The 23,694-nt window shown below is 47.1% G+C and carries 21 protein-coding genes; 11 read left to right on the top strand and 10 right to left on the bottom strand.

Annotated features, from left to right (window positions below; genetic code table 11):
* The first annotated feature begins 112 nt into the window (after positions 1-112).
* The 3 genes from R7093_RS12505 to R7093_RS12495 all read left to right on the top strand — a co-directional run bounded on the left by R7093_RS12505 (position 113) and on the right by R7093_RS12495 (position 3,220).
* Complete coding sequence (locus R7093_RS12505; RefSeq protein WP_005379110.1) at positions 113-1,090, top strand: ABC transporter permease; 978 nt, start codon at positions 113-115, stop codon at positions 1,088-1,090.
* 2 nt (positions 1,091-1,092) lie between these two features.
* Positions 1,093-2,043 carry an ABC transporter permease gene (locus R7093_RS12500; RefSeq protein WP_171343022.1) on the top strand — a complete coding sequence of 317 codons (951 nt, stop codon included), beginning with the start codon at positions 1,093-1,095 and terminating at the stop codon, positions 2,041-2,043.
* Between the two features lie 157 nt (positions 2,044-2,200).
* Complete coding sequence (locus R7093_RS12495) at positions 2,201-3,220, top strand: SPOR domain-containing protein (RefSeq protein WP_017636150.1); 1,020 nt, start codon at positions 2,201-2,203, stop codon at positions 3,218-3,220.
* Between the two features lie 75 nt (positions 3,221-3,295).
* Here the strand turns inward: R7093_RS12495 and R7093_RS12490 are convergent, their stop codons facing one another.
* From R7093_RS12490 to R7093_RS12465, 6 genes are all read right to left on the bottom strand, one after another.
* Positions 3,296-3,439, bottom strand: a complete 144-nt coding sequence (locus R7093_RS12490) for a hypothetical protein (protein ID WP_012841245.1) — start codon at positions 3,437-3,439, stop codon at positions 3,296-3,298.
* Positions 3,429-5,750 carry an acid phosphatase gene (locus R7093_RS12485; RefSeq protein WP_104979898.1) on the bottom strand — a complete coding sequence of 774 codons (2,322 nt, stop codon included), beginning with the start codon at positions 5,748-5,750 and terminating at the stop codon, positions 3,429-3,431. The genes R7093_RS12490 and R7093_RS12485 overlap by 11 nt, the downstream gene beginning before the upstream one ends.
* A gap of 262 nt (positions 5,751-6,012) precedes the next feature.
* On the bottom strand, positions 6,013-7,572 hold the full coding sequence (locus tag R7093_RS12480) for a hypothetical protein (RefSeq protein WP_213915132.1): 1,560 nt from the start codon (positions 7,570-7,572) through the stop codon (positions 6,013-6,015).
* Positions 7,573-7,574: 2 nt separating this feature from the next.
* Positions 7,575-8,147, bottom strand: a complete 573-nt coding sequence (locus R7093_RS12475; protein ID WP_005379118.1) for a sigma-70 family RNA polymerase sigma factor — start codon at positions 8,145-8,147, stop codon at positions 7,575-7,577.
* A gap of 2 nt (positions 8,148-8,149) precedes the next feature.
* Positions 8,150-9,622: a chromosome partitioning protein ParA gene (locus R7093_RS12470; protein ID WP_213908239.1), complete on the bottom strand. Its 1,473-nt coding sequence runs from the start codon at positions 9,620-9,622 to the stop codon at positions 8,150-8,152.
* A 13-nt stretch (positions 9,623-9,635) separates the two neighbouring features.
* Positions 9,636-10,988, bottom strand: a complete 1,353-nt coding sequence (locus R7093_RS12465; RefSeq protein ID WP_053349772.1) for a serine/threonine-protein kinase — start codon at positions 10,986-10,988, stop codon at positions 9,636-9,638.
* A 219-nt stretch (positions 10,989-11,207) separates the two neighbouring features.
* Between R7093_RS12465 and R7093_RS12460 the strand changes: the two genes are divergently transcribed.
* From R7093_RS12460 to R7093_RS12440, 5 genes are all read left to right on the top strand, one after another.
* Entirely contained in the window at positions 11,208-12,215 is a 1,008-nt protein-coding gene (locus R7093_RS12460; RefSeq protein ID WP_047103689.1) for a substrate-binding domain-containing protein, read from the top strand.
* A gap of 55 nt (positions 12,216-12,270) precedes the next feature.
* Positions 12,271-13,206 (top strand): LysR family transcriptional regulator, encoded by a 936-nt coding sequence (locus R7093_RS12455; protein ID WP_005379132.1) that lies wholly within the window; start codon positions 12,271-12,273, stop codon positions 13,204-13,206.
* 267 nt (positions 13,207-13,473) lie between these two features.
* A complete protein-coding gene (locus R7093_RS12450; protein ID WP_005379135.1) occupies positions 13,474-13,878 on the top strand; it encodes an SMR family transporter in 405 nt (134 codons plus the stop codon).
* The gene (locus tag R7093_RS12445; protein WP_005478614.1) at positions 13,875-14,204 is read left to right on the top strand and encodes an SMR family transporter; all 330 of its coding nucleotides are present in this window, start codon (positions 13,875-13,877) and stop codon (positions 14,202-14,204) included. Before R7093_RS12450 ends, R7093_RS12445 begins: the two co-directional genes overlap by 4 nt.
* A gap of 1,120 nt (positions 14,205-15,324) precedes the next feature.
* A complete protein-coding gene (locus tag R7093_RS12440) occupies positions 15,325-15,486 on the top strand; it encodes a hypothetical protein (protein WP_155396189.1) in 162 nt (53 codons plus the stop codon).
* A gap of 142 nt (positions 15,487-15,628) precedes the next feature.
* On the opposite strand, the gene edd is transcribed toward R7093_RS12440, so the two are convergent.
* Together edd and R7093_RS12430 are read right to left on the bottom strand one after the other, a co-directional pair.
* Positions 15,629-17,425, bottom strand: coding sequence for a phosphogluconate dehydratase (gene edd / locus R7093_RS12435; protein ID WP_025768272.1), 1,797 nt, complete (start codon positions 17,423-17,425; stop codon positions 15,629-15,631).
* Positions 17,425-17,949, bottom strand: a complete 525-nt coding sequence (locus R7093_RS12430; RefSeq protein ID WP_005379140.1) for a gluconokinase — start codon at positions 17,947-17,949, stop codon at positions 17,425-17,427. The genes edd and R7093_RS12430 overlap by 1 nt, the downstream gene beginning before the upstream one ends.
* Before the next feature lie 153 nt (positions 17,950-18,102).
* Here R7093_RS12430 and R7093_RS12425 point away from each other — a divergent pair, with 153 nt between their 5' ends.
* Together R7093_RS12425 and R7093_RS12420 are read left to right on the top strand one after the other, a co-directional pair.
* Entirely contained in the window at positions 18,103-19,479 is a 1,377-nt protein-coding gene (locus R7093_RS12425; RefSeq protein WP_012841240.1) for a GntP family permease, read from the top strand.
* A gap of 9 nt (positions 19,480-19,488) precedes the next feature.
* The gene (locus R7093_RS12420; RefSeq protein ID WP_005394384.1) at positions 19,489-20,100 is read left to right on the top strand and encodes a bifunctional 4-hydroxy-2-oxoglutarate aldolase/2-dehydro-3-deoxy-phosphogluconate aldolase; all 612 of its coding nucleotides are present in this window, start codon (positions 19,489-19,491) and stop codon (positions 20,098-20,100) included.
* A 105-nt stretch (positions 20,101-20,205) separates the two neighbouring features.
* Here the strand turns inward: R7093_RS12420 and xapA are convergent, their stop codons facing one another.
* Entirely contained in the window at positions 20,206-21,030 is an 825-nt protein-coding gene (gene xapA / locus R7093_RS12415; RefSeq protein WP_165401609.1) for a xanthosine phosphorylase, read from the bottom strand.
* A 121-nt stretch (positions 21,031-21,151) separates the two neighbouring features.
* Between xapA and R7093_RS12410 the strand changes: the two genes are divergently transcribed.
* Entirely contained in the window at positions 21,152-22,057 is a 906-nt protein-coding gene (locus R7093_RS12410) for a LysR family transcriptional regulator (RefSeq protein WP_085570075.1), read from the top strand.
* An 80-nt stretch (positions 22,058-22,137) separates the two neighbouring features.
* Here R7093_RS12410 and gorA read toward each other — a convergent pair whose 3' ends face one another.
* Positions 22,138-23,493: a glutathione-disulfide reductase gene (gene gorA, locus R7093_RS12405; RefSeq protein ID WP_005478739.1), complete on the bottom strand. Its 1,356-nt coding sequence runs from the start codon at positions 23,491-23,493 to the stop codon at positions 22,138-22,140.
* Positions 23,494-23,694 lie beyond the last annotated feature (201 nt).

The following is a 23,694-nucleotide window of genomic DNA, read 5'->3' as shown; positions in this document are numbered from 1 at the left end:
CCTCCTCAACTTAAAGCACTCGACTCAGTTTTGTTTCAGTCGGATTGAGTTGGTTATTTAGACTGAATTTTCTCTCTAATTTAGAGATCTATGGATAGTTAAGGGGCAAGGAATGTTTTCGTTTCTGGTCAAGCGCCTGTTTCAGGCACTGATAGTGATGTTTGTGATCAGTTTGGTGGCGTTTGCCATTCAGGACAACCTGGGTGATCCGCTGCGTGAGCTTGTAGGTCAGTCGGTTTCGGAATCGGAGCGTCAAGCGCTACGCGACGACTTGGGCCTGAACGATCCCTTTATCACAAAGTACACGCGCTTTGTGGGTAATGCACTGCAAGGTGATTTGGGTACCTCATATTTTTTTAAGCGACCTGCGGTTGAGGTGATTCTCGACAAGCTGGTAGCTACATTAGAGCTCGTGTTTGGCGCGACGCTTATCATCATTGTTTTCTCTATTCCGCTTGGGGTGTACTCTGCGATTCATCCTAAGAGTGTTTTTACCAAATTTGTCATGGCGATGAGCAGTGTCGGCATCTCGATTCCGGTGTTCTTAACCGCAATCATGCTGATGTATGTCTTCTCCATAGAACTTGGTTGGTTGCCTTCCTATGGGCGAGGTGAAACCGCTAACGTACTCGGTTGGGAATCTGGCTTCTTTACCATTGATGGTATCAAGCACCTCATCCTACCTTGTATTGCGCTAGCGTCTATCATGCTGCCGTTGTTCATCCGCTTGGTACGTTCAGAAATGCTGGAAGTTCTGAGTTCGGAATACATTAAGTTCGCCAAAGCAAAAGGTTTGAACTTACAAAAGATTTATTACCAACATGCACTTAAGAACACCATGCTACCAGTATTGACGGTAGGTGGCGTGCAGATTGGTACCATGGTGGCCTACACCATTCTTACTGAAACCGTGTTCCAATGGCCGGGCACTGGCTTCCTTTTCCTAGAGGCAATCAACCGTGTAGATACACCGCTGATCACTGCCTACGTTATCTTTGTTGGTCTGATCTTCGTGGTAACCAATACCATCGTTGACTTGCTGTACGGCATCATCAACCCAACTGTGAACCTAACTGGAAAAGGAGCTTAATCATGAGCCAATCAAATTTAACACCAGCTCCTGCTCCATCAACGTGGCAGCGCTTCAAAGAGTCAGATTTTCTGTATTACTTCAAACGCGACAAAGTGGCGATGGCGAGTTTTACCGTCTTTATGATGTTCTTAGTATTGGCATTGGCTGCACCGATTCTTGCGCCAACAGACCCGTACGATCTGACGTCTATCGACATCATGGATTCTGAGTTGCCACCTTCGTGGATGGAAGATGGCGATGAGCGCTTTGTGTTGGGTACTGATGAGCAAGGCCGTGATATTTTATCGACCATTCTTTACGGCTCTCGTCTGTCTCTAACCATCGGCTTCCTGGCGGTTGGCCTTCAGTTGGTACTGGGTATCATCATTGGTTTGTCGGCGGGTTATTTCGGCGGCCGTATCGATAGCTTCTTGATGCGTTTTGCAGACGTACAGTTGTCGTTCTCGACCATGATGGTCGCGATCATCGTGTCAGCTATCTTCAAAGCCAGCTTTGGCAGTGATTTTTACAGCCAATATGCGGTGGTCATGCTGGTGGTGATCATCGGTGTGGCAGAATGGCCGCAATACGCACGTACTATTCGTGCCTCGGTATTGGCAGAGAAAAAGAAAGAATACGTCGAAGCGGCGCGTGTGATGGGCTTTAAAGCGCCTCGAATCATGTTCCGTCACATTCTGCCGAACTGTCTATCGCCAATCTTGGTTATCTCGACGGTACAGGTAGCGAACGCGATCATGTCGGAAGCGGCGCTGTCATTCCTAGGTTTGGGTCTGCCAGTCGATCAGCCGTCACTGGGTGCGCTAATCAGCATCGGCTTTAACTACATCTTCTCTGGTGCATGGTGGATTACTGCTTTCCCTGGCATCGTGCTAGTAACATTGGTTTTGGTTATCAACCTGTTGGGCGACTGGCTACGTGATGTATTCAACCCGAAACTGTACAAAGGATAAGAATTTTCCCACCAAGCGTTGTAAATTCACTTAATTCCTTCCTAAACTGAGAGCCGGATGCAAATTCCGGCTCTTTTTTTGCTAGTTATTCTTTGTTCACATTTTTTTGGCGCTTTGCCGCCATAATGACCTTACCCACTAATTTAGAGTGAAGTGTATGGAAATGAAGAAGGCACAACACCCATCTCGTATCTTCCAAGCAAGCCTGGCTTTGGGTTTGTTGCTAGTATGCGCCCAGTTTTCTAGCCCAGTATCGGCGGAGGAGTTCCTTTGCCAAGCCACTCAAGCCAGCGAGAAAGAATTACCGATGCTTGAGAAAACGTGCCCAATTGGTAACGGAGTATGGGGAAAGAAAGTGCCGCAGGGGGGCAACTACCTCTACTGGATTCAATGCGGATTGCTACCCAAGCCTATGTCTCTCGCGAAAGCTAAGCCTCTCTATAGTAAAATCACGACTGACGTATGGATGAAGCCTGAATCCAAAGGCTATCGCTGTTTGATTGGACCTTACAAGGCATTGTCTGATGCGAGGGATGACTTACGAGGAGTCAAAACCTTGTCGAATTACAAAGAGGCGTTCATCCGAGTGGTTGGGAAAGGGACGAAACAACCAGTAACACCACCTACACCTAAATCTACTGTATCGTCGAAATCAGCCGCATCTTCGGTTAAGCCAACACCGACGGTGACCCCGAAACCCGCGCCAGTTCCTGCTGTGCGAGCTGATACCGACGCCTTTAAAGCGCGGGCAGAGAAGCCAGATACCAAGGCAAAAAGTTCGCGTGATAGCTCTTCGTCTACGCCTGTTGCTAAGACCAAAGCGAAGCCAATTGTCACTGGAAATGATGACATTGAAGTTCGGTTGAGAACTTCAGTGCAGGGCAAAACGTACGTGGTCCCATATTTACTCGATCACCATAATCAGTTTTACATGGAACATGGTAAGCCGTGGAACCGCCTCAACTACGAAAACTCGCACAAAGTATGTCAGCAACTGGGTATGAACTTAGCTAACCCTGCAGAGTTTAAAGCGCTGAGGGCGTCTGGGGTGATGGAAAAAAATCAATGGCCACTGCAACTGCCGTATTGGGGCAAAGATAAGAAAGGTTTGTTCGCCGATCGTGAGCCCAATCAGCTCACCGGGACCTCATTGTTGAACGTGGTGTGCGTGAAATAACGACTCAGATATTGCGGTCAAAATATAGAAGAAAGCCCCGAGTTCGGGGCTTTTTTGCGGTCTCAAATATTATCGCTATTTGAGTGGCGTTTCTTTGTGACAGTTAGAGCAGATATACACTTCTTTGATGCCGACCAATCGTTCCCAAAGTGTTCTGCGTCTTCTACGCAAATGCACGCTATCACAGCAAGGGTTAACGATGGTTGCTTTAGTCATCATCACCAGGCTCCAAAATCGGTAGTGAACTCGCGATGCTTGTCATGGCTTCTTTGCTGTTAGAGTACAGACCATATTCCGGTGCGGATTCATGACCGTTTTGTTCTTTACTCCAACGAATACCAATATAAAAGTCACCAAAATCGCGGTTGATGTAACGATGACGAGTTTTGTAATCTGACTCTGAGCCTGTTTCTTCTAGAATCAGCAGTTCACGGTCTTCATCATTCTGGATTTCCCAATTACCTGGAGTTTGGAATCCTGTTGGCATGAACGAAGTGTAGTTGTAAGTATCAGTGTCGTATTCGTACGCACCTGACGAGTATTTCAGGACTGTGTCGTCGCCTGTGCCATTACTTTCTACCATCAAGTCATGCTCTACCGTGCCGTGTTTGATGTGTTCTGCAACCGAAAGTGATTCTGCAAATGGGGTATTGCTTGAGTCCATCCAGAACAGCTCATCATCTGATATTTTAACGATCATTTGAGTGCCGTTATGCTCGGTTTTGTGCTGGTACAACATTTCATACTCGTCGCCGTAGCTGTTGTATAGCTTACCGTCTTTCAGCTCAACGTCGTTACAGTCTTTATTGTTGTATTCCGTGTAACCAGTTTGTTGGTCCAGATCGGCAAGAATGGCGTAAGCATCGTGTTCCCATGTGTCTTTTAGGAAGTCACTGATGTTCGCTTTGTACTCTTGATTCATCTCATCGTGGTTTGAACCCCAGCAGAATAGTAGGCCTTCAGAATCTTGCATCAACATGGCGTAGCCAATTTCACCATCTTTCTGTGCAAAGCTACCCATTTTCCATTCTTGACCGTTGAAGTGCTCGTGAGTGAAGCCCAAAGTCGGTACTACTGGTGGTGGCGTGACGCCTTCGATAACCGTTGGCATGCTGAGCGCAATTTGTACCGCGGTATGGCCATCTGTTGCGCTAATCGCAAGTACTGCTCCAGCTTCACCTGCTTTTGTTGGTGTGCCTTTAATGGTGATAATTGCATTACCATCCTCAGATACTGTTAGACCTTCAATGTCTACATAGTCCGCTGAGTAGTCGGTAATTTGACCGTCTTTATCTTGGAACAAACCAGAAATATCGAGTGTTTGTTCAAACACTTCACCTTGTTGTAGGTACCAACCATCAACGATGGACTGCAGACGCGCTTGTTCTGTTTCTACAACCATTGGTGGTAAGTTTGCCGATTCGATTTCGAACTGAAATACGGTGCTTACCGTACCCAAAACCTTACCTGACGAATCAATGTCTTGCGCCGTTAGAACAATCTCAAAATCACCAGCTTTCTCTACGATTGCAGTTGGATGTAGAACAATCAGGTTGCCAGTTTGCACAACTTCAATGCCTGTGCCTGCAAAGCTGTGCGTCAGTTTGGTTGTCACAAGGTTTTGGTCTTTGTCTGCAAATAGACCTTCAATGTCTAGCTCTAAGCCATCAAAGTCCACGCCTTGTACGATTTTTGGTAGTTTTTCTAGCTTATCTTTAGCTGCCTTTTCGACGATTTTGTTTATGGTTAGCTTGTTATTAACTGCCGTTTCAGGTGCTAAGGTGTCGCTGTCTGGGGTCGCGTCAGTGATGATTGGACGTAGATTTGGGTCATTGATGTTTTCGCCAGATGCAACAAGACGTTCCACTTCTTGGTTTGCCGCTTGAGCAAACTCCGTGGCTTTTTTCTCGTAGTTCGTTGGGTTTTGTGCTTTCGAGTCGGTCAGAATCTGAGCGGTTTTATGTAGTTCGGCGTTTTTTGTCGCACCTTCAACAAAATCACTGTACAGATCAATTGGTGCTTCTTCTGAGCCTCCTAGCGCTTGGTTTACTTTCGCTTTCGCATCTTCTTCACTAATGGCTGGATCTTTTGCCATTTCAATCGCCACAAGATCCGTGATAGGTGAAATCACGTTTGACGATGTTGGTGCACGGAATACGATTTCGTGCGCCATAGCTTGGCCTGGATGATCCATATCAACCGTGTATTTGCCAGCGTACTCTTTCGCATCCAAGGCGATGAGCTGTTTCTGCTTTGAACCGTTTGGTGTGATGGTCTGTAGCGCTAGAGTGCTTTCTGGTTTTGCATCCAATTTCAGTTGACCTTTCTCATCGGTCAGACCAAGGAATGTTTCTTGAGTGTCCCATTGGCCGTTGTTGTTCGTATCTTCAAAAACAACGGCATGCTTGAAGTAGCCGTCAAAACCTGTGATCACAACGCCGTCGTTAGCACTGTTTGAACCACCATCTGAACCGCCACAGCCTGTAAGAGCGATAGCCACTGACGCTGCTAGTAAACTCACCTTATTCATTATTTATTTGTCCTTGTTTCGTTTCCGAATGAGAAAGTCGCTTTTTTTATTATTTTTTTCTTTATATCTCACTAGTGAGATATAAGAGAGTGGTGTCTTTTTAATGACTATTGAGCTTAGGTTCAAGACACGAAAATCCGCACAAAACCCGTAAAATTTATTTCTATTTTTTGTCTATGATGGAAAATTTATAATTTGATCACGGTTCCAGTTTTATTTTGGGAATGATTGTTTTGTTAATATAACCACCGGTAAAAAAGGTTTATTGGGTGTCTCTAAGGACAGGGGCGTGATAAATCATGTTGATCTTAAATTCCTCAACGCGATCAGCAAATTGAGGGTGAGGTTTAAGCACATAACTGTAGACTTCGCCTGGAATGAATATGTCGTAATCTGTGTATTCAAGGTTGTAAAACATAAATGTTCGTTGCCAGTAATTATCTGGCCAGTCAGCACAATGTATTGGTGTCACGTTGTCAAAATCCATTGAGCTAGAGATAATATCGGCAAACTCTCCTCGCCCAGCTACGATAGAGCTGTACCAGTAAAATAAATAATCATGACAAAAGAGGTCATGTTGATTTGATTTCATATTGAGATCAGAGTCCAGTTTGTGCACTGGTTCGTTACCCTGAACACTTCTATCAAATATGTAGTTGCTAGCAGTCCCGTTTATGTAACCTCCTCCTGAAATTGGGAAGAGGTAGTCAAACGACGTTCCTTGATATTCGTACTCGCCAGTGTGGACATTGATGCGCTTTTCCATGGACTGCTTGTTCTTTTGCATGGTATAGCTTTCGAATTGTTTACCATCAAACACGGTGATGAAGTAGTTCCGAGTATCTTCATGAACCTGAGATGGGTATTCTTTTTTGATGGTCCAAATTTGGCGTACACCTTGGACATAAACGATCAACGAGTCATCACTGATTTTGTACTTGCCCACTTTTTTCAAGTCTCCCTTTTCAGGACACTGGCGTTTGTTGTGTGAGGCGGCATAACTTACTTCGCCCCCCTCAAACTGAAAGGCCTCGCAATACACCACTTCATACGCGTACGCGATACCGGCAAGATTTTGTGTCGTCTCTAGGCGATAAACTACATCGCCAACTAACGGATGTTCTGTGTCATTTTGATCGGGTGTGATAACGGGTAACTCAAAGCGCGTTGTGACCCATGCATGATCGCTATTACCGTGATAATCATCGCGCGCTGCTACCGCCAAATATGTGGTGGTTTTTATTTCCTCAGGCGCTCCTTGTACCATCATTTGTCCTTGGTTGAGGACTCTTAACCCATTGGCGTTTTCAAGCCAAATCTGAGTGGTGAGGAGATCGCCATCTGGGTCTTCAAAAAGCTGGTTAAGGTTGAGCGAATAACTCACCGGAGAGTTTTGTTTCAGCTCCCAAGCATAAATAATGGTTTGTAGCTGCTGTTCCACAGTGAGGTTGATGATGGGTTTATTATTCTCTGATGGGTCCTCTTGTGGTCGGCTGTTCTTATCACCCAATGCTGACTCGTAAAACGTGTTGTCTTCTGTGGTATGAAATGGATTCGTAACAGGGCCAGGTTGTCCTAAAAGGGCGGAGTTAAATGCGTCATCTCCCGTCTTTTTAGGAGTGCGATCCAACGCAGAACCTGTCAACGCTTGCTTTACTTCAACTAAAGATGTGCGCTCATATTGACGATGTGCTTGCTGGGTTGACTTGTCGGCGTTGTCTGACGAGTCTTTCACAGATGCCAAATTGTGTTTGTTTGAAATGAAGTAAATACCGAACAAACCGACGCATACTGCGCCGATTATCCAAAGCTTTTTGTTCATGATTACGTGTGCGCCATTCGTGATTGTAGCCAACTGCGAGAGAATTTGAGGTCTTTCTCTATCAGGCTTGCGCTGCACTCGAGTAGCTCACTGATTTCTTGGTTTTTCATGCCCATTAAATACTTGAGTTTGAGTGCGCTCGATTGGCGTGGATAGCGGCTACTGAAACTATCCAGAGCTTTATCCATGATAATCAATTGCTCGAAACGATCTTCTTCATCTCTCATCAATGTAATGTGTTGACGCTTTTGTGCTTGGTGCGAGCGTGCGTTGTCGATCAAGATTTGACGCATCACTTTGGCGGCCATCAAAAAGAAATCGCGCTTTGTTTCAATTTCACTCATGTCGCAGTTGGACATTTTCAGGTAAGCATCATGAATTAATGCCGTGGTGCTGTTGACGCTGTCTGCCAGTACTTTGTTGTCGGTGCCGTACTTTTCTGCATTTCGTTCACGCTCGTGTTGGGCGATCTTACGCAACTGTAAATAAGCAAACTGATAGAGCTCGCTCTCAGCTCGTTTATCACCAGATTGCCATTGTTGAATGATTTGTGTCAGTGCTACTGCTGTTGCCATGGTTATACATCCTCGCTCACTTTGACAAATTCAGAAATGGTGTGGGTTTCAATGCGATCGGAACCGTCTTGGTTGCGGAGAACATCTTGTTGATAGCGATATAAAATGCCTTGCTCCCAAGTTGCACCAGCAGGCAAGTATTCCCAGGTGGTGTAATTGATTTCGGATGGGGTTGTTGACCAACGTACCATGACGTTCATTTGCGCGAGTTCGGCTTTGGGGGCGCTATTGTTGACCCACCACATGTCGGCAAATTCGCGGGTAACATCTTGGGTGTACAGGCTTGTATCGGTTGGGCAGGTGTCCGTATTTTGCGGCAGTCGCATGACTTGTTGATGGCGCATCAATAGGCACGATTGTGTCATGGACTGTTGGTGGTATTCGGTTTGCTGCCACACACCGAGGTAGTCAATATCGTGTTCGCTAGTATTTGGATACGTAAACCAGAGCATTTCTGTGCGGTTATTGTGTTGGATGTTTTTTTTACGCCCGAGACCTTGTACTTTTTCCATCAATAACTCGGTGCTCGGATCAAAATTGAGGGCAACGGAGCGGTACTTCCAGTCACCTTCATCATCGAAGTCTTCGAGAGAGAAGCCATTCAAGTCGTTGCGGGTGCACCCTGTGATTGAACAACCAACGATATTAAACCAATCCGCAAACTTGCTTATCGGTTCGACGACATCTTCCGTGATAGGGCGCTTCATCGAGAGGAAGCAGCCTTGAAAATGGTCGCCAATGCTTGGGTGTTCAATCAATGAGTCTTTGGTGATGGTGAATCGAGTTTCACCAATAGGAGGACGATATTTGGGATGATGCTGATAGCGTAGATCGTAAGCACAAGCGCGGCCTTGCCAATCCTTCTTTTTGATGACGATGTTTTTGAACGTCATGTCGCGAGGTTCAAAAATGATCTCATCAGAGGAAAAGTTTTTTTCAATGTACTGCTGGCTTTCGTTTAGGTGCTCAATCGCCTCATTGACAGATACCCAATCGAGATTGAGGTAGCGTTTAGCGTCATCCAGGTAATTGAGATCAAGGCCTTTGAGCTGGCTTTGAAAGTGAGGATCAGACAGCACACGGTTTGCTAGGACAATTTCCTCACGATTCTCAGGCGTGCTGTCGAGAGAAAGCAGCAGACGCGTCATATTGATGCTGCGGCTAGGTTTGGTTGTCGCCATCGTCGGCGTCAGCACTTCTTGGCTTGATAAGGTCGTCAGCAGATAACCTTTATCATCGTTACCAAGGAAGAAGCTAATTACATCACCGGGTTGGTAATGAAATGCTCCTTGCTGAGTGACGCCAGTGATATTGGAACTGGTTTTGTAATACAGGCCAGTCACTGGGGCGTCGATAAAGTAGCCTTGCTTCAAGGTTGAAGCTGGTGGGTGTGAAGTGGCAACTGAAACGTCTGCTGCCAACGTGGACGTAGCCGTCAATGCAGACAGCCAAAATACCACTGAACGTGTATACATCTTGTTTTAAGCCTTATTGGTTGGTGCTGTCCTTAGACGCACAATTTGGCTGACAACTCATTGGTGTAGTTAGGTGCTTCTCTGGCACCGGTGTCATCATCGCCAACAACATTTTTTGTTTTATATGTTTGGGGATATCTGGGTTAGAGAGTATCCGCCTTCGTGTTAACTCCATCATGGAGTTCACTGAGAGATGTTCGACATTTTGCCCCTTCGCGTGGAAGATGAGGCGAGTCATTTCGTACATCATATCTTCTGCAATCTTCTTCTCTTGTTGCAGCTGGATATTCTTTTGCATCATGGCGCTGCCAAATAACACACCAGAGAGCACAATGATGCCTGACAATACCGAAGCAAGGGGACGTCGTTGTACCAAGCGAAAGGCGCTATACAATGGCCAGTTTTTTTTCTGCTCGATTGGACGGCGTTCGATAATTCGTTCGATATCAATGCGCAATGCTCGAACATTGATATATCGCATTTGAGTGGCAGGACGCGTTGCGCGTCTTATCACCCAGTAAACATCAGACCAAATTGTTGGTGATGGAAACATCAAAGCGAGAATTTTGCCTAAGGAGTACACGTCGCTTTGCTCTGTTAGAACCTGTCCTGCTTGCTGCTCTGGGCTGGCAAAATTTTGGCTAAACGCAATCAGCGCTGAGGGTGAGTCTTCTCGGTTGGAGTGCGCTTTTTGAGTCAAGTTGAAGTCAAGCAGCTTGGGACGCTTGCTACGATCAATCAGTATATTTTCTGGTTTTAGATCGGCATGCAAAACCTGGTGTTGGTGGGCGTGCTCCATCGCCTGGCAGATCTGCTTAAACAACAGCAGCTTCTCCGTTTTTTCTAGCTTATTTTCAGATAGATACTCATCCAAAGTTTGACCAAACACCCGCTCCATCACGATGTAAACCGAATCTTGATGGAGACCGCCGTCAAACACTTTCGCGATGTAAGGATGGTTTAGACGCGCGAGAAGTTGAGCTTCGTCGAAGAGTGCACGTTGCCCTAACACATTGCTCAAATTGCTTTGAATAAACTTGATAGCCAGATCTTGCTCGAACGTTTCATCTGCACGTAGAGCTGCGTATACGACACCCATGCCACCACGCCCCAACTCATGAGTTAGGCGGTACTTACTGATTATTTCTCCGCTTAGATCGACGTCTTGGTTCGTTGCCTGATGAGCACCAAAATAAAGTAACTGCGTTAGTTGTTCTTCCGGTGTCTCGTTGGCTAAAAGAGGAACGAGTTGTCGATACAGCTCAGGTTGACTTCGTTGCAATGCTTGGAGGTATTGCTGCTTTTGGGAGTCGTCCAGATCAAGCAGGTGGTAGTAAATCTGGGTTTCGCTAGAGCCTAACTGCACTGTGACTAATGTCTTATTCTTTTAGGTACGGCATTTTATAAGAACTTTGATATAAATGTCATTTATTTATTCGGTTTTGATTCACAATCCATGAAACGCAATTTGATTGCTAATGGAGTAATAACGTCATGATTTTGCGAATTATTTTCACTGAACTTGTCGGCAGAGAGTCTATTCGTCATAATGTTACTTGTAACATTACTGATAAATCACATATTTATGGCTCAACAGAATAAGAAAACTCGTACGACATTGCAGGATGTCGCAGACCAGGTTGGCGTCACGAAGATGACCGTTTCACGCTATATGCGTAACCCTGAATCGGTGGCAGAAAAGACTCGGGCCAAGATTGCGACTGCGATTGAAGAGATGGGTTACATCGAAAACCGTGCACCGGCGATGTTGTCAAAGTCCTCCAGTAAAGCCATTGGTATTTTACTGCCGTCTTTGTCCAACCAAATTTTTGCTTCCTTTGTTCAGGGCATAGAGATGGTGACCAAAGCCAATGGCTATGAGACGCTTTTAGCGCATTTTAGCTACGATGAGCTTGAAGAAGAGCGCAAGATCGCGTCATTACTCTCTTATCAAGTCGATGGGCTTATTCTAACTGAAAGCCATCACACGCCGCGTACATTACAGATGATCAAAAATGCGGGCATTCCGGTGGTCGAAACCATGGAACTGCCATCGGAGCCGATTGATATGGCGGTTGGACTCGATCATGAAGATGCGTCGTACACCGTGGTTAAGCAGATGCTAGATACGGGGAAGCGTACAATCGTCTATTTTGGCGCGCGTCTGGATACGCGAACCAAGTTGCGGATGCAAGGTTACGATCGCGCGATGACAGAAGCAGGGCTAGAACCCAAACATGTATTAACTGGTGATCATTCTAGTTTTTCTTTAGCGCATGATTTGCTCGAACGCGCACTGGAAACGCACCCAACGCTCGATGGGGTGTTCTGTACCAACGATGACATCGCAATTGGCACCATGCTGAGTGCGCAGCAACGTGGCATTCAAGTTCCACAGCAATTGGCAGTGGCGGGCTATAACGCGCTGGATATCGGTCAAACCATCAGCCCGAAACTGATCAGCGTTGATACGCCGCGTTTCCAAATTGGTGTAAAGAGCGCAGAGCTATTAATTGCGCGCCTGAAAGGCGAAACGCAAGAAGAAAAAGTCTTCGATATGGGGTATCAGATCACGTCGGGAGAGAGTGTTTAACTAATTGTTAACTGCTCTTTGTATTCGCTCATCAATGGTATTGGTAGGTTAGGGTATGGCACATCAGCTGGATGCATTGGATCTCAACTTAATGCGTTTATTAAAAGCCGTGGTGGAAAACCGCAGCATCAAGCTGGCCGCAATGCAGCTTGGCATTTCTCAACCGAGCGCCAGCCGCGGCGTGATGAAGTTGAAGCAAGTGTTTGATGACCCGCTTTTTGTGCGTAAAGCACATGGGGTAGAGCCATCACCCATGGCGATTCGTCTCGCCGCCGAGTTCGACAATATGGTTGCACCACTGGAAAAAGTGGTGCAAGAATTTGAAGTGTTCGACCCACTGCAATACCAAGGGCAGATTGCGATTGTAACTGACCCTTATTTGATGGATGAACAAGGGCAGCGACTGCTCACTGGCTGTCATCGAGCCTTTCCCAAAGCGCACTTTGCCTTTTCCAGCTGGAATACTTACTCGCACGATGAAATGTTAGAAGGCGAGCACGATTACTGCATTCTTGACCAAGAGACCGAGCTGTCGAAAGACATTTACATGCGCCCGTTATTCGTTGAAAAACGAGTGATTTTGGCGCGCAAAAACCACCCAACGTTGTCGAAAGTCAGCAATGATTGGGACACGGTGTCCAAACTACCACTCGTCTCTTTGCCTGCGCCTGCGTCATATAAACCGCTTTGTACCGTGGAGTCCGAGTATCGACGCATGGGTTATGAGCCAGTAGTGTTACTGAAGTCCTATAATTTGCGTTTGGCTTGCCAAATGTTGCAAGAAACCGACGCGATTATGTATGCCAGTCAAAGCTCAGCATTGTTGATGCCAGAACTCGCCTCTTACGCAATGCCACCCGTTAATCGTGAGTTTAGCCAGTTTGTTGTCTCTGGCGGTTTCCTTCAAACCAACCGCAACCATCCTTTGCACAGACACCTGCATAAAGTGGTGCGACAAACCCTCAATACGCCGCTGATTTTTACGCAGTGATGTCACTTTATGGCATCGGCTGAATGAGAGTAGATGCTTTAACCTTATCAATATTGTGTGATTACATAGACAACTTACTTCTTAAGATATTCAAAAATGAATATCTCAATTACCTGTCTCTTTTTCCTACCCAGCGCTAACCTTATCTCAAATAGTCAGGAGAAGTGGCTCATTTTTATCTTTTTAACTTTTTGAATGTCGATACAGGTACGCGGCATTCACCATTCTCCGTTATGCATTTTTTTAATTTCTGATGGAGGATTAATCATGCTAGTTGCACGTCTATTTTTATTGCTCGCCATCGTTGCCGAAGTGGCTGGCACCAGCACTATGTCTCTTATCGGACAAGGGCACGGGTGGTGGGGCTACATCGTAATGTATGTGCTGATCGCAATCTCTTACTACTTTCTCGCGTTTGCCGCGAAGAAAATATCGATAGGTGTGGCATACGCTGTTTGGGAAGGGTTAGGTATCTCGTTGATCACCGTGGTGTCGATCATCGCCTTTGATGCCAACTTAAACCATCAAGAATTGTTTGGTTTGATGTTAGCCGTTGTTGGCATTGTGTGTGTGACCTTAGGGGAATCACATGGTCAACCTAACGCCAAGAAAAATGCCGATAAACCGGCAAAAGAACGTTCATTTTCTACTAGTACAAGGTGCGAATCATGAGTCAATTTTTTACGATGTCATTTGGATTTGTCGTGATGGCTGCCTTGGTCGATATCATGGCCAATATGGCGCTGACACGCTCAAAAGGCTTTAAATATAAAGGCTGGGGCATTGCGGCGATTGTGTTGGTACTGACAGCATTCACACTGTTGGCACAAGCGGTGAAAGAGATCGACTTAGCCATTGCTTATGCCTCTTGGGGTGCGATCGGTATCTTGGGTACCGCAGTGGGTGGAGCCTTGCTGTTTAAGCAGAAACTCAAGCCAATCGGCTGGTTTGGTATCTTTGTGGTGATTGCTGCCGTCGTAGTGATGAAGACCGCTTGATGTAACTTACTGAATGCTAGATATCGTCATTCTGAGCAGCAAGAGACGAGCAAGATTCAGAATCTACCAACAAAAAGTGCTGTGGCAGAAGTGTTTTCTCAGGCTTCACAGCTCGTTGATAGTAGATTCCTGATCTCGCTTAGGCTCGTCGGAATGACGGATTCATTCGTTTTTTAGAAAGAACCGAGGCCAATCCCAAAGCTCGTCATTCTGAACAGCGAGGGACGAGTATGATTCAGAATCTACCAACAAAAAGTGCAGTGGCAGAAGTGTTTTTTCTGGCTTCACAGCTCGTTGATATTAAATTCCTGATCTTGCTTAGGCTCGTCGGAATGACGGATTCATTCGTTTTTAGAAAGAACCGAGGCAAATCCCAAAGCTTGCCACTCTGAATAGCGAGGAACGAGCGTGATTCAGAATCTACCAACAAAAAGTGCTGTGGAAGAGGGGTTTTCTCTGGCTTCACAGCACCTTGATAGTGGATTCCTGATCTCGCCTAGGCTCGTCGGAATGACGGACTCATTCATTTTTAAAAAGAACAGAGGCCAATCCTAAAGTTCGTCATTTTGAACAGCAAGAGACGAGCGTGATTCAGAATCTACCAACAAAAAGTGCTGTGGAAGAGGGGTTTTCTCTGGCTTCACAGCATTTTGCTATTAGATTCCTGATCTCGCCTAGGCTCGTCGGAATGACGGATTCATTCGTTTTTTAGAAAGAACTGAGGCTAATCCCAAAGCTCGTCATTCTGAACAGCGAGGGACGAGCGTGATTCAGAATCTACCAACAAAAAGTGCAGTGGTAGAGGAGTTTTCTCTAGCTTCACAACACGTTGATAGTAGATTCCTGATCTCGCCTAGGCTCGTCGGAATGACGGATTCATTCGTTTAAAAAGAACCGAGGCCAATCCTAAAGCTTGCCATTCTGAACTGCGAGGGACGGTCGTGATTCAGAATCTACCAACAAAAAGTGCTGTGGCAGAGGAGTTTTCTCTGACGTCATAGCATGTCGATATTAGATTCCTGATCCTGCTGAGGCTCGTCGGAATGACGGATTCATTCGTTTTTTAGAAAGAACCGAGGCCAATCCTAAAGCTCGTCATTCTGAACTGCGAGGAACGAGTGTGATTCAGAATCTACCAACAAAAAGTGCAGTGGCAGAGGAGTTTTCTCTGACTTCACTGCACGCTGATATTAAATTCCTGATTTTGCTTAGGCTCGTCGGAATGACGGATTCATTCGTTTCTAGAAAGAACCGAGGTCAACTCCAAAGCTTGCCATTCTGAATAGCGAGGAACGAGTGTGATTCAGAATCTACCAACAAAAAGTGCAGTGGCAGAGGGGATTTTCTCTGGCTTCACAGCTCGTTGATATTAGATTCCTGATCTTGCTTAGTCTCGTCGGAATGACGAGGTTTTTCTTCTCGCCTTAAACAATAAAGCTTGCGCCTTCTTCTGCACTCGATACGTTTTGGCGGATCACGCTAAACAAGCCTCGTCCCCAAGTTTGTTGGGTCGATTCGGTATCGAAATGAATCAACTCGCGACCAGTGGTGTCGCTTAAGTTGTTCAGTTCGCCCGTTTGACAATCAAGGCGAATCAAATCACCGTTGCGCACTAAACCAATCGCGCCACCACGAATGGCTTCTGGAGAAACGTGAATCGCAGACGGAATTTTACCGGATGCACCAGATAAACGACCGTCCGTCACTAGCGCGACTTTAAAGCTCGCTTTTTGCACGTTCCCTAAAATTGGCATCAGCTTGTGTAGTTCAGGCATGCCGTTTGCCGCTGGGCCGTTGTGTGTGACCACAACGATGCAGTCTTTGTTCAGCTCGCCACGTTTGTACGCGGCCTCCACTTCGTGTTGGCATTGGAATACGATCGCTGGTGCAACAATCACGCGTTGCTCTTCTTTCACCGCAGACACTTTCACCACGGCTTTGCCTAAGTTGCCAGTCAATACGCGAGTGCCGCCAGTATTTTGGAATGTGGCGTCTGGTTTGGCGATCACGTCACCGTCTTGGCTGCCTTGGCACGATGTCCAGGTCAGTTGGCCATCGACAAGGCTCGGTAGCGTCATTTGGTCTTCAAATTCACCAAACACGGGTTTCACATCGCGATGCAAAAGCTCGGATTGGTTCAAGCGGTGCAATAACGCTGGCACGCCCCCCGCGTCTTGGAACGCGTTCATATCGGCTGGGCCGTTCGGGTAAACGCGCGCTAATAAAGGAACCACATCCGACAGATCGCTGATGTCTTGCCAGGTGAGCAAGATGCCAGCAGCACGCGCCACGGCGATCATATGAATGGTGTGATTGGTGCTGCCGCCAGATGCAAGTAGAGCGATGATGCCGTTGACCAAGCTCTTTTCTGTGACCACCTCGGCCAGCGGACGGAAGTGTGCAGAACCCGCCGTCATTGAGGCGATTTTCAGAGCCGCGTGATTGGTTAACGCTTTACGCAGTTGGGTATGGGGATGAATGAATGCCGAACCTGGCAGCATCAAGCCCATGGCTTCGAACACCAACTGGTTGGTATTGGCGGTGCCGTAAAATGTACACGTACCCGCAGAGTGGTAAGCGCGACACTCCATATCCAGCAGAGCGTCTTTGCCGACTTCTCCCGCTGCGTATTTTTGGCGCACGTCGACTTTCTCTTCGTTGCTGATGCCTGTTGCCATCAGACCCGCTGGCACAAACGCCGTTGGTAGGTGTGCGTAAGACAGCGCGCCCATCAGTTGCCCCGGTGCGATTTTGTCACAGATGCCAAGCAGTAATGTGGCATCAAAGACATTGTGACTCAAAGACAACGCCGTTGATTGCGCAATTAAGTCACGCGAAAACAGCGACATATCCATGCCTGCTTGACCTTGAGTCACCCCATCGCACATCGCTGGCACACAACCTGCGACTTGCGCCGTATGGCCGTAGTCCGCCAGCACTTTTTTGATTTGTGCTGGGTAGTCTTGGTACGGCTGGTGGGCGCTCAACATGTCGTTGTAGGCGCTGATCAGCGCGACATTGGCATGAGTAAAATCGAGAATATTTTTCTTTTCAGAAGAGCAAGAAGCGGCGACTGCATGGGCTAAGTTACCACAAGATAAACCAACACGGCCTTTGCCAGCTTCGGCTTGCACTTCGGTGCGAGCAAGAAAGGCAGCGCGCGCTTCACGGCTGCGCTCGGTCAAGCGTTGTGTGACCTCAAGAACAACAGAGTGAGTCATTACGCCACCTCGATCGCTTGCATTTTGATTAGCTCAGCGGCAGAGCGTTCCACCACGTCGCTGATGTCTCCGTCGATACTGACGATCAGAGTTTGAGGCTCGTTGTCTGGGCGCTCTAGTGTCTCGAATTGGCTCTTCACCATGTTTTCTTTCATGAAGTGGCCTTTGCGCATACGCATGCGATTAAGGATCAACTCCCTATCGCCATCAAGGAACAGGAAGGTCACGTTGTTGTTGCCTTCGCGGATCTGATCGCGGTAAATCTTTTTCAGTGCTGAACAGACAATAATGCCGTGTTCGTTTTTGCTTTCTAGGCTGTACGCCGCATCACGAATGCGTTCTAGCCATGGCTTGCGATCATCATCGTTCAGAGGCTGGCCCGAAGCCATTTTCTGAATGTTCGCTCGTGGATGAAGATCATCACCATCAATGAATTTACGCCCTAGCTTTTTCGCTAGATGCTCACCAATTGTGCTTTTACCACTAGCACAAACGCCCATAACGATGACACTACTACCAGCCATAACTTATCCTCATAACCAAATTTGCGCGTGATCTCAATTTTTGAATTCACTTTAAAATATGGGTTTATCTTATTCATGTTATCGGTAACATGTTACCGGTAACTGAAATAAATGTGAACCATAACACAAACAATAATTCTTAAAGGTGAACCTATGGAGCAATTAACCCAAGCCCCAGATCCTACGTTCCTACTGACGATTGCAGGCCTTGCCATTGCAGCGTTACTCGTTCTGATCATTAAACTGAAAGTCCATGCTTTTGCTTCCCTTACTATGGTGAGTTTAGGTACGGCAATCGCCACTGGCGTTCCTTCAGAGAAAGTCGTATCGACCATGATGGGCGGCTTCGGCGGCACACTGGCTTCCGTAGCATTGCTGGTTGGTCTTGGTGCGATGATCGGTAAAATTCTTGAAGTGACTGGCGGTGCGAAAGTGCTGGCAGACACTTTGATTGGTCGCTTTGGTAAAGAGCGCGCACCATTTGCTTTGGGCGTCGCTTCATTACTGTTTGGCTTCCCAATCTTCTTCGATGCTGGCCTTGTAGTGATGATGCCAATCATCCTAAGTGTGGCGGCTCGTTTTGGTGGCTCACCAATTAAATACGCGTTGCCAGCAGCCGGTGCTTTTGCGGTTATGCACGCGTTTGTTCCACCACATCCAGGTCCGGTTGCAGCGGCAGAATTCCTTGGCGCAAACATCGGTCTGCTATTGGTGGTGGGTATTTTGGTTGCCATTCCAACTTGGTACCTTGGCGCTTACCTATTTGGTTTGTACGCGGGCAAAAAATTCGATATCCCACTATCTAAAGCCTTCTTTAATGGCGAAGCGATGGTGGATGAGCGCAACGCACCAAAATTTGGCACGGTTATGACCATCCTTGTGCTGCCAGTCCTGCTAATCTGTTTGGATACGGTACTGAACACACTGGCGGTTGCGGGTGTGATTGATGGCAAAACGGCACTGGTTGAGTTCCTACGTATGCTAGGTAAAACTCCAGTCGCGTTGCTGATTACTTTGATTGTCTGTCTGGCTGTGTTTGCCAAAGACTACGGCATGGCAAAACTAGAAAAATTGTGTGGTGAGTCATTGGCTCCAATCTGTGGCGTTATCCTAGTAACGGGTGCAGGTGGCATGTTTGGCGGCGTACTGCGTTCAAGTGGTATCGGTGATGCACTGGCTGACGTTCTTACAGACACAGGTATGCCTGTGATTGTGGCGGCGTTTGTGATTTCAACCTGTCTGCGTGTTGCTCAAGGCTCGGCAACCGTAGCGCTAACCACTACGGCAGCTCTTATCGCGCCAGTTGTGGCAGCATCAACAGGTTTGAGTGAACTAGACCTTTGCTTTATCGTAATCGCGATTGCGGGTGGTGCAACGGTACTGTCTCACTTCAATGACTCTGGTTTCTGGTTGGTATCTCGTTTGCTTGAGATGGATGAGAAAACCACATTAAAAACTTGGACGGTAATGGAAACGTTACTTGGCGGTATCGCGTTTATTATCGTCGCAACATTAAGCTTTATTCTTTAGAGGTTCCCCATGACAACACTTGAACAACGATTAAGAGAAATCAAAATCGTCCCAGTTATCGCAATCAACGACGTAGCACACGCTCTGCCACTGGCAAAAGTGTTGGTAGAAAACGGTTTACCATGTGCGGAAGTGACATTCCGCACCGAAGCGGCGGCGGAGTCGATTCGCATCATGCGTGAAGCGTACCCAGAACTGTTGATTGGCGCGGGCACCGTTCTGACCACAGAACAAGTGGATATCGCGATCGAAGCGGGTGTGGACTTTATCGTTAGCCCAGGATTCAACCCAACCACAGTGAAATACTGTCAGCAACGTGGCGTGACTATCGTACCGGGCGTAAACAACCCAAGCTTGGTTGAGCAAGCGATGGAAATGGGTCTGCGTACGTTGAAGTTCTTCCCTGCTGAGCCATCAGGCGGCGTAAACATGTTGAAAGCACTCACGGCGGTTTACCCAGTGGAATTCATGCCAACAGGTGGCGTAAGCCCATCCAACGTGGAAGATTACCTAGCGCTGAAATCGGTTGTGGCTTGTGGCGGTACGTGGATGGTACCAACCGCAATGATGGACAACGGCGATTGGGAAGGCATTGCTGAATTGGTTCGCGCAGTTAAGTAAAACGCACAAACGGCTCCGAAATGCCCGTGAACGTTAGAAAACGTGATACGAAAAAGGGTCATCAAGTTACTTGATGACCCTTTTGCTTTTGGGAATGAAACGGCTTTAGAAGTGATGCTTCATAAAGCGCTTAATAAAGTGAATAAAATCGGCTTCGGCTAGCTTCGCGCACTTCAATGTTTGGGCGTGAGACAATTCTACATCTCCCAAGCCTTCTGCCATGTTGGTGATCGCACACACTGCCAATACGGGTAAGCCGCAATGCGCCGCAGAAATCACTTCTGGCACGACCGACATGCCCACGACATCACCACCGATGATTTGCATCATGCGGATTTCGGCTGCGGTCTCAAAGTTGGGGCCTGTGTAAGAGACAAACACACCTTCATTCAGGTGAATGCCATTGGCTTTGCCGACTTCAAACGCTTCTGCGCGCAGGGCTTTGTCGTACGCATTGGCGAGGCTGAAGAATCTCGGGCCGTACTCTTCATCATTCGGACCGATCATTGGCGATTCAGGCATGGTATTGATGTGATCATGAAATACCACCAGAGAACCGACATCGATGCGTTCAGGGCGAAGTGAGCCTGCCGCGTTGGTGACGAGCAGAAACTCACAGCCCAGCTTTTTAAAGGTGCGCACGGGCGTTGTCATGACCTTCATTGAGCCGTGTTCGTAGTAGTGACCGCGACCTTTCATGCACACGACGTCTACGCCGCCCATGGTACCAAGTACCAACTCACCAGAGTGGCCTTGCACGGTGCTAACCGGAAAGCCTTCGAGCTCTTCGTATGGAATGACCACTTTGTCTTGTAGCTCGTCTGCCAATACGCCTAAGCCAGAGCCTAAAATAAACGCCGCTTTAGGTTGGAAGTTTGGTTTGCGTTCGCGAATGGTTTGTAGCGCGCCGATTACTGGATCGTGATTCATGTTAGTCACCTTCTGGTTGTGTGTTGATTCCATTGTGTGACTTTCTGCGCTGGTTATCTTTGCTTTATTCGCTACTATCATCCTTAAAAAGAGGATGATGAAATTCGCTAGGACTCAATGCATGAAGTCAGAACCATTTGAGCGCGTGACGCTGAAGATGCTGCGTTACTTTTACGAGGTCGCACAAACCAAGCATTTCACTAAGGCGGCCGAGAACCTCAATATCACCAATTCGCCGTTGAGCAATCGCATCAAAGAGTTGGAAGATGTGCTTAACGTCAAACTGTTTGAGCGTGACTCAAGAAACGTCATGCTGACGGAGGCCGGGCGATTGTTGGAGTCCAAATGCCAACTGATTTTTCAGACCTTGGATGTCTCACTCAATCAAGTGCAGCAAGTGGGATTGAACCAGAGAAATATCTTGCGAGTTGGTGTGGTAAGTAGCGCATTTTGGGGCGGATTTGATCGTCTGTTACAGCACTTCCATGCTGAGCATGACACTTATCACGCCGACATTTTTGACCTCAACCCAGAGACGCAAAAGAAGCATCTGAGCGAGAAGAAAATCGATATAGGCATTGTTCGTTTTGCCGATGTACTCAATATTTATCCGTATCAGTCGGTGTCTTTGGGCAAAGATGTGTTTGTGGTGGCGGTGTCGGAGCAACATGAGTTAGCCAGCAAATCTTTGCTGCGACTCCAAGATTTAAAGACGTGTGAGTTTGCGTTTATGAGTTTGGCGAATTCTGCCTCGGCAAACTTCATCATTAATGCCTGTCTGCAAGAAGGCTTTTCACCCCATATTGGCAAACAAGTGGTGGAGCCAAGCACCTTGATGGCGTATGTGGCAAACAGCAATACCGTGACGTTGGTGCCGTCGACGTTTTCTCAGCATCATTGGCATGGGATTCGTTTTATCAAGCTGAAAGAATCACTGCGTGCAGACTTGTGCCTGATTCATGACGGTAAGCAGGAGAGTGCTATCAAAGCCGAGTTTATTCGCACGTTATTGGAGAATGCGAGTTAAGCATGGGCAAACAAAAAAGGTCACCCTAAGATGACCTTTTCAAATGATTCGCTGAAATCAGCAATGCGATTAGCGCGCAATTAACGCATCGTTACGAACTCTTCTGAGCCCGTCGGGTGGATAGCCACAACAGAGTCGAAGTCTGCTTTGGTTGCGCCCATCTTCATTGCTACGCCGAAGCCTTGGATCATTTCATCTACCGTGAAACCGATGCCGTGTAGACCAACAACCGTTTCTTCTTCGCCCGCACATACAAGCTTCATCTTACATGGTTGACGGTGCTTAGTAACGGCGGTGTACATCGCAGTAAAGCCAGACGTGTAGACTTTGATGTTGTCTTTGCCGTACTTCTCTTCCGCTTCTTGCGTTGTAAGACCGATAGTGCCGATTGGTGGGTGGCTAAATACCACAGTTGGTACCAAATCGTAGTCCATCTTCGCGTTTGGTTTATTGTTGAACAAACGCTCAGAAAGTTGACGACCCGCTTTCACGGCTACTGGCGTTAGCTCGATACCGCCTTCCATGATGTCACCCACACAGTAGATGCCTTTCACGTTGGTTTCTTGGTATTCGTCTACCTTAATGTAGCCTTTTTCGTTCGTTGCAACGCCAGTTGACGCTAGGTTAATTGCATCAGTTGCTGGGTGACGACCGATTGCCCAAATCAGTTGGTCAACGTTTTGACTCTCACCGTTTTCTAGGTGCAGAGTTAGGCTGCCATCGGCTTCTTTTACCACTTCTTTTGGTACAGAATGGGTATGCAGTGTTGGGCCTTCTGCTTCCATTACTTCAACCAACGTATCGATGATCATTGGATCGAAGCTACGCAGTGGTGACTCTTTACGTACGAACAGGTGCGTTTCTGTACCTAGTGCGTGCAGCACGCCAGCAATTTCAACTGCGATGTAGCCAGCGCCGACAACCGCAACGCGTTTTGGTTGCTCTGCTAGGTCGAAGAAGCCGTTTGAATCGATGCCGTATTCAGCGCCTGGAATGTTTGGAATAGTAGGACGACCACCCACCGCGATCAGGATGTGATCCGCAGTATAATGTTCACCGTTTACTTCTACGGTTTTCTCGTCAACAAACTTAGCAAAGCCTTTAATTACGTTTACTTTGTTGTTGCCAAGAACGCGATCGTAAGATTGGTGAATACGACCAATGTACGCCTGACGGCTCTCAACCAGTTTGCTCCAGTCGAAACCTTTCACGTCGACATCAAAACCGTAATCTTCTGCGTACAGGTTCATTGCTTCTGCGATTTGTGCGCCGTGCCACATCACTTTCTTCGGTACACAACCTACGTTGACACAGGTACCGCCGAGATCTTGAGCTTCGATTAGCGCTACTTTCGCGCCGTACATCGCCGCACGGTTTGCAGATGCGATGCCGCCACTGCCGCCACCGATACAGATATAGTCAAAATGAGTCGCCATTACTTTCTCCAAGAGCTTATAAATTTTATCTGGTACATAGATAGATTGGGATGACCTTGCCTGAACTCAATGCCACCGTTATCCCACTATCATAAATCGAATGTAACGAATTCCTAAATGGGAAAAAGTGACATTGCTTATGACAAATAGCGATGAGAGGTATAAAAAGAAGAATAAGCGCGATCAGACGGCGGAGTTGAG

Source organism: Vibrio sp. 1580, assembly GCF_033340055.1.
This window is presented reverse-complemented; position numbering and strand designations above follow the sequence as displayed.

Coding starts and splice junctions, on each gene's coding strand:
- R7093_RS12475 (WP_005379118.1), bottom strand. CDS start 8,147: ATGGCAACAGCAGTAGCACTGACACAAATCATTCAACAATGGCAATCT.
- R7093_RS12425 (WP_012841240.1), top strand. CDS start 18,103: ATGGAGCAATTAACCCAAGCCCCAGATCCTACGTTCCTACTGACGATT.
- xapA (WP_165401609.1), bottom strand. CDS start 21,030: ATGAATCACGATCCAGTAATCGGCGCGCTACAAACCATTCGCGAACGC.
- R7093_RS12495 (WP_017636150.1), top strand. CDS start 2,201: ATGGAAATGAAGAAGGCACAACACCCATCTCGTATCTTCCAAGCAAGC.
- R7093_RS12430 (WP_005379140.1), bottom strand. CDS start 17,949: ATGGCTGGTAGTAGTGTCATCGTTATGGGCGTTTGTGCTAGTGGTAAA.
- edd (WP_025768272.1), bottom strand. CDS start 17,425: ATGACTCACTCTGTTGTTCTTGAGGTCACACAACGCTTGACCGAGCGC.
- R7093_RS12505 (WP_005379110.1), top strand. CDS start 113: ATGTTTTCGTTTCTGGTCAAGCGCCTGTTTCAGGCACTGATAGTGATG.
- R7093_RS12480 (WP_213915132.1), bottom strand. CDS start 7,572: ATGAACAAAAAGCTTTGGATAATCGGCGCAGTATGCGTCGGTTTGTTC.
- R7093_RS12420 (WP_005394384.1), top strand. CDS start 19,489: ATGACAACACTTGAACAACGATTAAGAGAAATCAAAATCGTCCCAGTT.
- R7093_RS12410 (WP_085570075.1), top strand. CDS start 21,152: ATGAAGTCAGAACCATTTGAGCGCGTGACGCTGAAGATGCTGCGTTAC.
- R7093_RS12485 (WP_104979898.1), bottom strand. CDS start 5,750: ATGAATAAGGTGAGTTTACTAGCAGCGTCAGTGGCTATCGCTCTTACA.
- gorA (WP_005478739.1), bottom strand. CDS start 23,493: ATGGCGACTCATTTTGACTATATCTGTATCGGTGGCGGCAGTGGCGGC.
- R7093_RS12490 (WP_012841245.1), bottom strand. CDS start 3,439: ATGATGACTAAAGCAACCATCGTTAACCCTTGCTGTGATAGCGTGCAT.
- R7093_RS12500 (WP_171343022.1), top strand. CDS start 1,093: ATGAGCCAATCAAATTTAACACCAGCTCCTGCTCCATCAACGTGGCAG.
- R7093_RS12460 (WP_047103689.1), top strand. CDS start 11,208: ATGGCTCAACAGAATAAGAAAACTCGTACGACATTGCAGGATGTCGCA.
- R7093_RS12445 (WP_005478614.1), top strand. CDS start 13,875: ATGAGTCAATTTTTTACGATGTCATTTGGATTTGTCGTGATGGCTGCC.
- R7093_RS12455 (WP_005379132.1), top strand. CDS start 12,271: ATGGCACATCAGCTGGATGCATTGGATCTCAACTTAATGCGTTTATTA.
- R7093_RS12450 (WP_005379135.1), top strand. CDS start 13,474: ATGCTAGTTGCACGTCTATTTTTATTGCTCGCCATCGTTGCCGAAGTG.
- R7093_RS12470 (WP_213908239.1), bottom strand. CDS start 9,622: ATGTATACACGTTCAGTGGTATTTTGGCTGTCTGCATTGACGGCTACG.